The organism is Streptomyces muensis (genome assembly GCF_021474425.1).
Classification (GTDB): Bacteria; Actinomycetota; Actinomycetes; order Streptomycetales; family Streptomycetaceae; genus Streptomyces; species Streptomyces muensis.
The window spans coordinates 1-11,911 of record NZ_JAKEIP010000252.1 but is presented as its reverse complement, the minus strand read 5'-3'; the positions used below and the strand labels follow the sequence as shown (position 1 = coordinate 11,911).

Below are 11,911 nucleotides of genomic sequence, written 5' to 3'. Positions count from 1 at the left end.
ATGCGTGGCGGGGGCTGGACGTGTGGCTGGGACGACGCCCGCCCCAGCTGTCACCCCCGCCGACCGGGGCGGCCACCGCTGTGCCGCGAGCGCTCACGCATCCCCCTCGCCCCCTGCGCCTCCAGGACGCGCGCTGTCCGGACGGGGCTCACCACGACGAGGGGTGCCCTTCTTCGGTGTACGCGGAGCCGTGCCCTTCGAACCGCGCGGAACCGTGCCGCCCGGGCGCGGGGCAGCAGGGTGGGTCCCCGCTGAGGTACGGGGGCGCGGGACGCTCGACTTGCGCGTTCGCCTGGTGGCCCTTGCGGGTCGAGAGCGGCTGTCGGGCGAACCCACGGGGTGCGGGGACGGGCGACGATCACTTGTGTCGGAATTCAGCCCGGAGTTCAGCGCGGACTTCGCCTCGGGTCCCTCGCGTCCCTCTCGTCCCTCTCGTCCCTCGCGTCCCTCGCGTTCCGTGCGCAGGCAGCGGCGGATCGACTCGGGGTCCAGGCCCTCGTTGCAGGCCTGGTGCAGCAGACGGGCGAAGAGGTAGTCGCGGTCAGCGGCGAGTGCCATGGCAAGGGCTTCTCGAGCCTCCAGTTCATCACCGGTGGACCAGGCGACCCAGCCTGCGAGGGTGAGGGGCGCCGCCGCGTGCTCGCTGTACGACCCGATACAGCGGCGGGCCAGTGCTCGCCACAGCCGGAGGGCGGGGCCCGCCTCGTCGCCCTCCATCCACTCGGCCGCGCGGTCACGGGTGGCACGGTCCTGCAAACCCAGAATCAGCCTCGCGGCTTCGTCGTGTCCGAGCAGTTCGTCGTCCCGGAGATCCGACGTGAGCGCCCCGGGCAGTGGCGGTGCCGCGGCGAACCGGCCCATGAGCCGCTCCGCCAGTTCGAGGGTCTCCTGTGCCACACCTCCGCGGGCCGTGTCGTCGAGGATCCTGGAGACCAGCGCCAGGCCGGCCGCGTCCAGAGCGGCCTCCTGCTCCAGGGCGGCAGCGGTCTCCAGGGGCAGCAGCCTGGCGCGCAGCTCTCGGAGTGTGCCGCGTACCTGAACTCCGGCGTACGTGGCCGCTGCGGCCAGCACGGACGTACCGGGTAGTCCCATGGGACGGCCCTCGGGCGGACAGCACTCGGCTCGATCGCAGCAGTACGACCAGAAACGACCGTCCGAGATGCAGAGCGCCTCGATCACCGGCACGTCCAGGCTGCCGCATGCGACACGCATCTTCTGAGCCAGCGGCCGCAGCTGCTCCATGACCTGTCGGCCCGTCTCGCCCTTGGCCGGTTCCTGACACAGGAAGGCGACCATCTGCTCCGGCCGGGCTCCCCTGCGCTCGCTGCCCGTCACCAGCCCTTGGGCCAACTGCGTGGCAGCGGAGTCCCAGTCGTCCGCACTCGCGGGGATGCCGAGCCGTGCCCGGCCGCCGAACCGGCCGCGACCGGCACTGTCGTGCAGCGCGACGAGCACGATGCTGTCCTCGGGGCGGTATCCGAGGAGATACGGCAGGGCGTCGGCCAGTTCGGCCGGGGTGCGCAGGGTGACCTGGTGCTCGGGCAGGCGCCCTTCGTGCGTGGTGCAGTCGAGTTGGGTCACGTGTCGCGAGCGTCCGTGATCTTCGTCGGGTCCGGCAGGCGCGCCGTACGTCTCGGACGTGTCGTTCGGGTCGGTTGTTCCAGGGGCGAGGTGGTGCTCGCCGCCCGACCTGTCGTCGTGTTCCGGGGATCCCGTGGTGTCGCTGTGGTTCGTCATGGGGAGACGATCTCCCGGATCGCGATGTTCCGCTTTGACCTGTGGATAAGTCCGACCAGGGACACGACAACCCTGGCCACACACCGAACTCGCCTACGCCGGCGTGGGGTTCGTGTCCTCACCCCGGCGCACGACTCTCGATGACATCTCCCGGCAAGGTCACCCCGCCGCGGCGAGAACCAAAGGAAGCACCTCTTCACTGCCTGCCCGGCGGAGCAACCGCGCTGCGACGGCGAGGGTCCAGCCGGAGTCGGTGAAGTCGTCCACAAGCAGGACAGGCCCCGGGGAGTTCGCCAGGGCACCGGCCAGTTCCTCGGAGACGGTGAACGTGCCGGCCAGTGACCGCAGGCGTTGGGCGGAGTTGCTGCGCCGTGCCGCGTGTGCGCCGCTCGGCCCGGTGTAGGTCAGCGTTCCCAGGTAGGGCAGGCGGCCGATGGTCGCGATGCCCCGGGCGAGGGAGCCGACCAGTTGTGGACGGGCCAGGGACGGTACGGCGACGACGCCCACCGGTCGGGCGGAGGCGTCCGTGACGTTCGGCGCCCAGCCGCCCGGTGATCGCGCCCAGTCGGCGAGCACCGCGACCGCCGCCTGAAGGACATCGTCGGGAACCGGACCGTCGGGCGCGTTCTCGGCCAGCAAGGGGCGCAGGCGGTTGCCCCAGCCGATGTCCGACAGCCGTCCCAGGGCCCGCCCCGTGGAGCACTGCTCCTTGGCCGGGATCCGTCCCTTGAGATCGATGCCCAAGGCGGGCATGCCCGTCGGCCACATCCGGCGTGGCTCGACCTCCACCCCGGGGCGATCGAGTTCCTTCGCCGCCCCCGTCAGCGCTTCGGCCGAGACGGACGACGCGATCCAGGTGCCCGCGCAGTTGTCGCAGCGGCCGCACGGGGCGGCCCCCTCGTCGTCCAGCTGCCGGCGCAGGAACTCCATCCGGCAGCGGGGCGTGCTCACGTACTCCCGCATGGCCTGCTGCTCGGCCGTACGCTGCCGCGCCACCCACGCGTACCGCTCCGAGTCATAGATCCACTGTTCGCCGGTGGAGATCCAGCCGCCCTTGACCCGTTTGACCGCCCCGTCCACGTCCAGAACCTTGAGCATGGTCTCCAGCCGGGTCCGCCGAAGATCCACAGTCGCCTCCAGGGCAGGCACGGACAGAGGCCGTCCCGCGTCGGCCAGGGCCGAGAGGGTCTGTCGGACCTGCGCCTCCGGCGGGAAGGCCGTATCGGCGAAGTAGCGCCAGATGGCCTCGTCCTCCTTGCCGGGCAGCAGCAGAACATCGGCGTGCTCGACACCGCGACCGGCGCGGCCGACCTGCTGGTAGTAGGCGATCGGCGACGACGGCGAGCCGAGGTGCACCACGAAGCCCAGGTCCGGCTTGTCGAACCCCATGCCCAGCGCCGACGTGGCGACCAGCGCCTTGACCCGGTTCGCCAGCAGGTCGGCCTCGGCCTGCAGCCGGTCGGCGTTCTCCGTGCGGCCCGTGTACGAGGCCACGTGGAAGCCGCGCTGCCGCAGGAAGGCGGTGGCTTCTTCGGCCGCGGCCACGGTGAGCGTGTAGATGATCCCGGAGCCCTGCAACTCGTCCAGGTGCTCGGCCAGCCAGGCCAGACGGTGCGCGGCGTCCGGCAGCTGGACCACGCCCAGCCGCAGGCTCTCCCGCTCCAGCGGGCCGCGCAGCACCAGGGCCTCACCGGCGCCGGTGCCCAGTTGCTCGGCCACGTCGGCCGTCACGCGCGCGTTGGCGGTCGCCGTCGTCGCCAGCACCGGAACGCCGGGAGCCAGCGCGGCGAGCATCGCCCGGAGCCGGCGGTAGTCGGGCCGGAAGTCATGGCCCCAGTCTGAGATGCAGTGTGCCTCGTCGACCACGAGCAGGCCGGTCGTGGCCGCGAGCTTGGGCAGCAACTGCTCGCGGAAATCCACGGAATTGAGGCGCTCCGGACTCACGAGGAGAACGTCGGTCTCACCGCGCTCGACCTCCTCGTAGATCGTGTCCCACTCCTCGGGGTTGGCCGAGTTGATGGTCCGCGCCTGGATGCCGGCCCGTGCCGCCGACTCGACCTGGTTGCGCATCAGCGCCAGCAGTGGAGAGACGATCACGGTCGGACCTGCGCCCCGTCGCCGCAGCAGCGCGGTGGCGACGAAGTACACCGCTGACTTGCCCCAGCCGGTGCGCTGCACCACCAGGGCACGTCGGCGGTCCTCCACCAGAGCTGCCACGGCCTGCCACTGGTCTTCACGCAGCCGCGCCGAGCCCTCCTGGGCACCGACGAGCTCGGCGAGGACGGCATCGGCTTCGGCGCGGAGCTCCAGACTATTCATGCCTCCATGCAACCTGATGGCACTGACAATCAGCCACCTCACGCGGTGCGACCGGCGCTCTGCTGCCGTCGGCAGAGCGCGTGAGCAGCCACGACCTCGTGATGCGAGGCCGTCCCATGCATCGCACAGTGACGCACTGGGTAGGGATATAACCCTCGCACCACCAGATAACGGTCGGTGGCCCCAATTGCTCGTTGCCGCATTCAGGTTCGGCAGGAAGAATTGAAGTCCGCTCCCCGCACGGCTCGTCCGTGGTCCGGTAGGGCTCTGCTGCGGTGTGCGCTCCCCCGATTCCGACCTCGCCCGCAGTGTGGGCGCGTAGCCGAAGGGAGGACCGTGACCTTCGGATTCGCTCCGTCCTCCGCGGCATCCATGTCGACGTCAGCCGACCTGCCCGCCGCATCCGCCAACCCTCTGGCCCGCATGCTCGAACCCGCGGAGTGGGCCGCCGCGGGCATCCCACTGCTGCGCAATCCCCGCGAGGTCGTCAGCGGTCTGCACTCGCGGCACCGCCCCAAACCAGCGACGGCGATCGTGGCCGTCCTCGACCCGGACGAGCGGCTGCGGGCGAGCGCCTCGTTCACCCGCCGCCCGGCCCCGGCCGACGGCTGGATGTTCCGCAACGCGCTCCTCGCCCAACTACGCCGCGTCATCCCTCACGACCTGCGGCGCCGCACCCCGGTGCGCACCGCGGTACTGCTCTACTGCCGTGAGGGCGACGCCCGTTGGACGGAGGAGGACGGCGCGTGGATGTGGGGTCTGCGTGACGCCTGCACCCTGCATGGGCTGCGATGCGGGGCGTACATCACGCTGACCCGTGACGGCTGGCAGGTCCTCGGCGAGGGACGCGGCGGCCGTCGCCCCAACACCGACTCGGCACCGGAGCCCTTCGCCACGTCCGAGTCACCGCTCCCGCTCCCCCGCACCGGCGGCGCTGCCTCGGAGGTCCTGCGACGCGCGGCAGCCCGCTGAGGACACCCCGAACCGGGTTCCTCGGCTGCCGGCGCGGTCGCGCCCACGGCGTGAGGCGATACGGCTCCCACCGCACGAGACACACGGGACGCCGGCACACGAGACCCGACGCCTGCAGTACGAGCTACGACGCCTGCCGGACAAGACGCGACGGCTGCTGATCGCGCTGCAACACACGCCATCGGCAACCGTGGGCGCCACGGCACAAGCGACCGGAGCTACCCAACCTCGACCGAGCAACGGCAGGCCAAGACCCGTCCATCTCGCACCACGAACCAGTCGGCGACGGGTGCGGACCCCCTCTACGTGGACGCTCATGAGGACCCACCGAGCCGGTGCACAGCGAGCCTTCCGCTCGCCCGTGCACGCGTGCACACCAAAGGCGTCACCGTGAGACATCACCGTGCAGGCGCCGCCTCAACGGCGGCGTCCTGTCCCCCCGGTGTCCTGCGGAGTGTCCCCCCGGACCAGCCGGACCCGGCTCAGACGCCCGCGCCCAGCACCGAGTTGATCCGCTGCGGGTCACCGCAGACGATCAGCAGGGCACCGGCCCGGCCGAGGGCCAGCGGCAGGGCGGCGGCAGCAGCGGTGTCGGGGCCACCGTTGACGGCCACGACGACCACGGGACGCACCGCGGCACGACCCGCGACCGCGGCATCGGCGTAGAAGACGTCGTCCCCCGCGTCATGCTGCGCCCAGTAGGAGGCTTCACCGAAGGACAGCTCGTGCGCGGCCCACGGGTGCTGTTCTCCCGTGGTGATCACCAGCACGTCGTTGGGGGCGCGGCCCGAATCCAGGAGCAGGTCGACGGCTTCCTCGGCGGCGTCGAGCGCGCCCTCGGGCGAAGCCGGGATCAGCTGGATCTGCGGGGTCGCCGCAGCCGGAGCGGAGGCGGCGGGGGCAGCCGGACCGGTCGGTCCGGGCTTGGCCGCGTCACGCGGCGCACGTTGCACCGGCGGCGCGGGCCGCACGGGCCCGGGTCGGCCGGGACGCGACGGAGCCGCGGGGCGGGGGCCGGGTACGGGGCGAGGGGTCGGCGCGGTACGGCCGCTGGCCGGCGTGGCGCGGGGACCCTGGGCACTCTCGTGAATCTGAGGCTCCTCGGGAATGAGAGGCATGAGCTGATGTTTATCAAACGCTGGTGCGGCTCGCGTCAGCGGGTGGCACACAAGTGCGAGCGGAATCGTCAGAAATCGAAGCCGAGCTGTCCCTCGATCTCCGGAACGCTTCCTTCCAACCAGGTGCGGACCTTCTTGAGATGCCGCCACTGGGGCAGCGCATCAAGATACGCCCACGACAACCGGTGGTACGGGGTGGGTCCCCGCTCCGCCAGTGCGGCCTTGTGCACGGGTGACGGATACCCGGCGTTGTCCGCAAAACCGAAGTCTGCATGGTCGATACCCAGTTCGGCCATCATTTTGTCGCGCTGCACCTTGGCGATCACCGAGGCCGCCGCTACCGCCACGCACGACTGGTCGCCCTTGATCACCGTACGGACCTTCCAGGGGGCCCCGAGATAGTCGTGCTTGCCGTCGAGGATCACCGCGTCGGGACGGACCGGCAGAGCTTCCAGGGCGCGACCTGCGGCGAGCCGCAGCGAGGCCGTCATCCCCAGATCGTCGATCTCCTCCGGGGAGGCGTGCCCGAGGGCGTACGACGTCACCCACGTCCGCAGGAGATCGGCGAGCTCGGTGCGCCGCTTGACGGTGAGCAGCTTGGAGTCGGTGAGCCCTGCGGGAGGCCGACGCAGTCCGGTGATCGCCGCGCAGACGGTGACGGGACCGGCCCACGCGCCGCGCCCCACCTCGTCGACACCGGCAATGATCTTCGCTCCGGTCGTGGCTCGAAGGGAGCGCTCGACGGCGTGAGTAGGCGGTTCGTACGGCATGGCGCACTTAGCGTACGCCGATCACGGCAGGCTTCGACACCCCGGTTCACCGAAGCGACCTCCAGGCCGCCGACGAGCCACTTCAGTCGCGCGCCGGGCGAAGCAGTGGAAGCATCAACTGGTCGATCATCTCCTCGAGATCCTGATCGTTCCATTCGCTCGAGCACATCTTTGATCGGTACATCATCATCGCCGGAATGGCATCGCACACGTAGCTGTTCGCCGCGTCGGCCCGCACCTCTCCTCGCGTGATGCCACGGGTGATGACCTCCCGGAGCAACCCGATCGTCGGCTCCACAACCCCCTCGAAGATCACGCCATGGAACCGCTCCGCCTGCAGACTGTCGCATTCGTGAATGACCGACCGCAGCGCGAAACCGGGGCGCGAGAACATCGCGTCACGCGCCTGTCGACACAGCTCGAGCAGATCATCGCGCACACTCCCCAGATCGGGCGCCGACTCGAACCGCGGCAACCCGGCCCGCAGCGCGTCGGCGACGAGGTCCTCCTTGGACGGCCAGCGCCGATAGACGGCGGCCTTCCCGGTCTGAGCACCGGCGGCGACACCCTCCATCGTGAGGCCGTTCCATCCGACCGTACTGAGCTGCTCCAGCGCGGCGTCGAGGATCGCGCGTTCGAGCACGGCGCCACGCCGGCGAAGAGAGGCCGTCTGAGCGGGGGCGGCCGTCCAGCGCGAGGTAACCATCTGAGCGTCTCCAACGAACAAGGGAAGCGGGGATTCCGGGGACAGGGGAGCACCGCGCGGCCACTACGGGGGGACGGACCACACGACAACAACCTAAGTGAACGCTTGCGTTCACTACTGGGGACTCACTACGGTTGACGCGGCAGTGAACGCGAGCGTTCACTAAGGCATTTGTGGGGGACCCATAGTGACAACCTCTCAGTTGATCAAGGATCAGAAACCAGGTGCGGCCCGCCGGGAGGGGCATCCCGGCATCGCGCTCACCGTCATCGCGGCCTGCCAACTCATGGTGGTACTCGACGCGACGATTGTGAACATCGCCCTCCCGCACATTCAAGACGCTCTCAAGTTCAGCACCACCGACCTCACGTGGGTCGTCAGTGCCTACACGCTCACCTTCGGCGGCCTGCTGCTTCTCGGTGGCCGCGCGGGTGACATCCTGGGCCGTCGCCGGGTCTTCATGTCCGGCATCCTGCTGTTCACGCTCGCCTCCCTGCTCGGCGGGCTCGCCCAGGAGCCCTGGCAGTTGCTGGCCGCGCGTGTGCTCCAGGGCGTGGGAGGCGCCATCGCTTCGCCCACCTCGCTGGCGCTCATCACCACGACGTTCCCCGAAGGCCCGGAGCGCAACCGGGCGTTCGGCGTCTTCGCCGCCGTCTCCGCCGGCGGTGGCGCGATCGGCCTGCTCGCGGGCGGCATGCTCACCGAATGGCTCGACTGGCGCTGGGTGCTCTTCGTCAACGTGCCGATAGGCATCGTGATCGCCGTGCTCACGCCGCTGTACATCAGTGAGTCCGAGCGGCACACCGGTCGCTTCGACATCGCGGGCGCACTGACCTCGACGACAGGCATGGCCTCCCTGGTCTACGGCTTCATCCGTGCCGCAGACGAGGGATGGCGGGACAGCCTGACCATCGGGTCCTTCGGCGCCGCGGTGGTCCTGCTGCTGGCCTTCGCGTTCATCGAGTCGCGGGCCAAAGAGCCCATCACGCCGCTCAGGATGTTCGCCGACCGCAACCGCTCGGGCACGTACGTGATCATGCTCAGCCTCGCCGCGGCGATGTTCGGCATGTTCTTCTACATCGTGCTGTTCGTGCAGAACGTGCTGGAGTACAGCCCGATCGAGGCCGGTCTCGCGTTCCTTCCGGTGACGGTCGTGATCGCGCTCGGCGCGGGTCTGTCGCAGCGCTTCCTGCCAGTGCTCGGTCCCAAGCCGTTCATGCTCGTGGGTTCGGCGCTCACGGCGGTCGGGCTGGCCTGGCAGACCCTCCTCAGCTCCGACAGTTCGTATGTCGGCGGAGTCCTCGGCCCGATGCTGGCGTTCGGCTTCGGCATGGGTCTGAACTTCGTGACGCTGACGATCACCGCGGTGTCCGGGGTCGCTCAGCATGAGGCCGGTGCGGCCTCCGGGCTGCTCAACGCCACGCAGCAGGTGGGCGGTTCGCTCGGTCTGTCCATCCTGACGACGGTGTTCGGCTCGGCCAGCAAGGACGAGGCGGAGAAGCAGCTGCCGAAGTTCATGGCGGAGGGCTCGGCCGAGCAGAAGGCGGAGTTCGCCAAAACGCAGCAGCTGCCCGGGCCCTGGGGGCATGAAGTGCTCACCCATGGCATATCGATGGGCTTCGTGGCGGCCGCAGCGATGGCGGTACTCGCCCTGGCCACCGCATGGTTCGTGATCCGGGTCCGCAAGAGTGATCTTGACGCCCTCTCCGGGACGGCGGGTCCGATGGCCGGCTGACTCAGCCCGGCCCTCCAAGGGCCGCGGATGGCCGGCTCGCGCACGGGGGACCGTGAGCGAGGGTGCCGAGCCGGCCATCCGCACCACCCTCATGGCGACCGGCACCAGACGAGCCCCTCGGGCACAGGAAAGCCGAACGCCGCTCCACGCGAGAGTCGCCGCGACGAACAGCGCACCCAGCACCGACACGAACTCCATGCCTTCACCCCCAGCGCCGCTCGTAGGTCATGTGGGCGTGCGGCCCGAGTAGGCCCGCACGCCAGCTGCCACGACAACGGACGGGCGATCACGCAGAGTTCCCGGTGCGCACGGAAAGTCATCGAGAAGTCGGAGCTGGGCAGCACATACGGTCTAGGCCGACAGCGTCAGCCAATCCGGGAACGCCTCGGTCCGCTCGACCCACTCGGCCGGCACCGACCCGGCCTTCCCGGCACCGATCACACCGCCCACGATGGCGCACGTCGTATCCACGTCGCCGCCGACATGCGCGGTCGTCCAGAAAGCACGCTCATAGTCACCGAGGGCTCGCGCCGCGGACCAGAGCGCGAAGGGCACGGTGTCGTGGGCCGTCGTACGGCGTCCGCAGCCCAGGACAGCCGCGACGGTGCCCGCGTCGCCGTAGTCGAGCATGTCCCGGGCGCGTCGCAGGCCAGCTCCGACCGCGCTCTTCGGCACGAGGGCGATGACGTCGTCGAGTAGCGATTCAGGGCTGGGAGGGCCACCAGGAGCGGAAGCCAGCGCGGCAGCGGCGGCGACAGCCATCGCGCCGACCACGGCCTCGCGGTGCTGGTGCGTGGGGTAGGCGGAGATCTCGGCCTGGTGAGTCGCCTGCTCCGGGTCGTCCGCGTACCAGGCGCCGAGGGGCGCGATCCGCATCGCGGCGCCGTTGCCCCAGGAGCCCTGTCCGTTGAAGAGCGCGGCCGACAGCTCGCGCCAGTCGCCACCCTCCCGGACCAGGCGCAGCAGCCGGTTGACGGCCGGGCCGTAGCCCCGGTCGAAGTCGTGGTGCTCGGCGAAGGAGTGGGCCAGGGCGTCCTGGTCGATGCGGTGGTGGGTGGCCAGAACGGCGACCACGGAGCAGGCCATCTCCGTGTCGTCCGTCCACTGCCAGGGCCCGGGGGGCAGTTCGCGGCGCTTCAGCAGCGGGTAGTTCACCGGGACGAAGAACTGCGAGCCCAGCGCGTCCCCCACCGCGAGTCCGCGCAGGCTGGCCATGGCGCGGTCCAGGCGCCCTTCGGGTGAGGAGTCAGCGGTCATCGCTCTGCCACTCTATCCGGTGATCCCGTACGGTTCCGGATCTCGCCAGCGTTCAAACGGCCGGTCAAGCGTGTACTTGCCGTCGTCCCCGAGAACGAGCATCCGCATCTCCGCGTTCCCCGGGTTCGACAGCGACTCGAATTCCGCGACCGTCCAGTGGAACCAGCGCATACAGAACAGCCGCATCGCGAGTCCGTGCGTCACCAGCAGCACGTTCGGCGGATGGTCAGGCGCCTCGAAGCTGCGGAACAGGCTCTCCAGGAAGTTGCCGACCCGGTCGTACACGTCGGCGCCGGACTCGCCCTGGGCGAAGCGGTAGAAGAAGTGGCCGTACGCGTCCCGGTAGGACTTCTGGAGGCGTACGTCGTCGCGGTCCTGCCAGTTTCCCCAGTCCTGCTCGCGCAGCCGGGGCTCTTCGCGTACGCGTATGAGCTCATGGTCCAGGTGGAAGGCGCGCAGCGTTTCGTGCGTGCGGCGATAGGGCGAGACGTACACGCTGACCCGCTCCCGGCCGAAGACCTCCCGCAGCCGTTTCCCGGTCTCCTCTGCCTGCTGCCGGCCTCGCGCGGTCAGGGCCAGGGCGTGGTCGGGTTCACGCTCGTAGACGGTGTCATCAACATTGCCCGTTGACTCGCCGTGCCGGACAAGGACGATGCGCCGTGGTCGTGCCATGCCAAAACCCTAGATCGGGTCACGGCCCATCGAAGACTCGTACGGGCTCCATACGGCGTAGGTCACACATTTCCTGTACCACCAGCCACATCAGACCGCACCGCTGGAGGGTCCGGAATTCAAACCGTCCAGGTCGGTTCGAGCTCCACGATGTCACCCGTAAGGGCCGCGATATCCGCCTCGGTCTGGGCGCGCAGTGCCAGTCGCTCCACGCGTTCCGTCCGGTACTTACCGTGCTCCGCGGCCGACCGCCACATCGACAGCACCAGGAACTCATGGCCCGGTGCCTCGCCGAACAGCCCGCGGATCATGCCCGGGGATCCGGCCATCGCGGGGTTCCAGACCTTCTCCTGCATGAGCGTGAAGTGTTCGGCCCGTTCTTCATGGACACGGCAGTGGGCCACCCGGACGAGATCCGCGTCGGTGAAGCGCGGCTCGAACCCCGTCTTCACGTCGAAGCGGTAGTCGAAGAGCCTGACCTGCATGTCCTTGTAGGTGCCCGACTGCGCCATCGCCAGCCTGTCGTGGGAGCGGGCCATGAAGGAGTCGTAGAAGGAACGGCTCTCCCAGAACGAGAAGATGTGCGCCACCCCCTGCCGCCCCCGACTCCAGCCACCACCCTGCC

At 69.8% G+C, this 11,911-nt stretch carries 10 protein-coding genes; 2 read left to right on the top strand and 8 right to left on the bottom strand.

The features are described from left to right. Positions 1-93 precede the first annotated feature (93 nt). Entirely contained in the window at positions 94-1,737 is a 1,644-nt protein-coding gene (locus L0P92_RS36035; protein ID WP_234767272.1) for a DUF4192 domain-containing protein, read from the bottom strand. Positions 1,738-1,896: 159 nt separating this feature from the next. Continuing rightward, a complete protein-coding gene (locus L0P92_RS36030) occupies positions 1,897-4,056 on the bottom strand; it encodes a RecQ family ATP-dependent DNA helicase (protein ID WP_234767271.1) in 2,160 nt (719 codons plus the stop codon). 336 nt (positions 4,057-4,392) lie between these two features. Between L0P92_RS36030 and L0P92_RS36025 the strand changes: the two genes are divergently transcribed. Continuing rightward, positions 4,393-5,028 (top strand): hypothetical protein, encoded by a 636-nt coding sequence (locus L0P92_RS36025; protein ID WP_234767270.1) that lies wholly within the window; start codon positions 4,393-4,395, stop codon positions 5,026-5,028. A gap of 482 nt (positions 5,029-5,510) precedes the next feature. Here L0P92_RS36025 and L0P92_RS36020 read toward each other — a convergent pair whose 3' ends face one another. From L0P92_RS36020 to L0P92_RS36010, 3 genes are all read right to left on the bottom strand, one after another. Next, complete coding sequence (locus L0P92_RS36020; RefSeq protein ID WP_234767269.1) at positions 5,511-6,146, bottom strand: hypothetical protein; 636 nt, start codon at positions 6,144-6,146, stop codon at positions 5,511-5,513. A 68-nt stretch (positions 6,147-6,214) separates the two neighbouring features. Then, on the bottom strand, positions 6,215-6,916 hold the full coding sequence (rnhB, locus tag L0P92_RS36015; RefSeq protein ID WP_234767268.1) for a ribonuclease HII: 702 nt from the start codon (positions 6,914-6,916) through the stop codon (positions 6,215-6,217). Between the two features lie 82 nt (positions 6,917-6,998). Continuing rightward, the gene (locus tag L0P92_RS36010; RefSeq protein ID WP_234767267.1) at positions 6,999-7,622 is read right to left on the bottom strand and encodes a TetR/AcrR family transcriptional regulator; all 624 of its coding nucleotides are present in this window, start codon (positions 7,620-7,622) and stop codon (positions 6,999-7,001) included. Positions 7,623-7,809: 187 nt separating this feature from the next. On the opposite strand from L0P92_RS36010, the gene L0P92_RS36005 reads away from it, so the two are divergent. Next, positions 7,810-9,357 carry an MFS transporter gene (locus L0P92_RS36005; protein ID WP_234767266.1) on the top strand — a complete coding sequence of 516 codons (1,548 nt, stop codon included), beginning with the start codon at positions 7,810-7,812 and terminating at the stop codon, positions 9,355-9,357. Positions 9,358-9,708: 351 nt separating this feature from the next. Here the strand turns inward: L0P92_RS36005 and L0P92_RS36000 are convergent, their stop codons facing one another. From L0P92_RS36000 to L0P92_RS35990, 3 genes are all read right to left on the bottom strand, one after another. Continuing rightward, positions 9,709-10,614: an ADP-ribosylglycohydrolase family protein gene (locus L0P92_RS36000; RefSeq protein ID WP_234767265.1), complete on the bottom strand. Its 906-nt coding sequence runs from the start codon at positions 10,612-10,614 to the stop codon at positions 9,709-9,711. 12 nt (positions 10,615-10,626) lie between these two features. Beyond that, a complete protein-coding gene (locus tag L0P92_RS35995; RefSeq protein WP_234767264.1) occupies positions 10,627-11,286 on the bottom strand; it encodes a histidine phosphatase family protein in 660 nt (219 codons plus the stop codon). Positions 11,287-11,405: 119 nt separating this feature from the next. Next, positions 11,406-11,911: DUF4937 domain-containing protein (locus L0P92_RS35990; RefSeq protein ID WP_234767263.1), on the bottom strand; the 506-nt coding region annotated here is incomplete at its 5' end.

Bases quoted from the DNA above. Each gene is read 5' to 3' on its own strand.
- L0P92_RS36030 (WP_234767271.1), bottom strand. From the start codon at position 4,056: ATGAATAGTCTGGAGCTCCGCGCCGAAGCCGATGCCGTCCTCGCCGAG.
- L0P92_RS35995 (WP_234767264.1), bottom strand. From the start codon at position 11,286: ATGGCACGACCACGGCGCATCGTCCTTGTCCGGCACGGCGAGTCAACG.
- L0P92_RS36020 (WP_234767269.1), bottom strand. From the start codon at position 6,146: ATGCCTCTCATTCCCGAGGAGCCTCAGATTCACGAGAGTGCCCAGGGT.
- L0P92_RS36010 (WP_234767267.1), bottom strand. From the start codon at position 7,622: ATGGTTACCTCGCGCTGGACGGCCGCCCCCGCTCAGACGGCCTCTCTT.
- L0P92_RS36035 (WP_234767272.1), bottom strand. From the start codon at position 1,737: ATGACGAACCACAGCGACACCACGGGATCCCCGGAACACGACGACAGG.
- L0P92_RS36000 (WP_234767265.1), bottom strand. From the start codon at position 10,614: ATGACCGCTGACTCCTCACCCGAAGGGCGCCTGGACCGCGCCATGGCC.
- rnhB (WP_234767268.1), bottom strand. From the start codon at position 6,916: ATGCCGTACGAACCGCCTACTCACGCCGTCGAGCGCTCCCTTCGAGCC.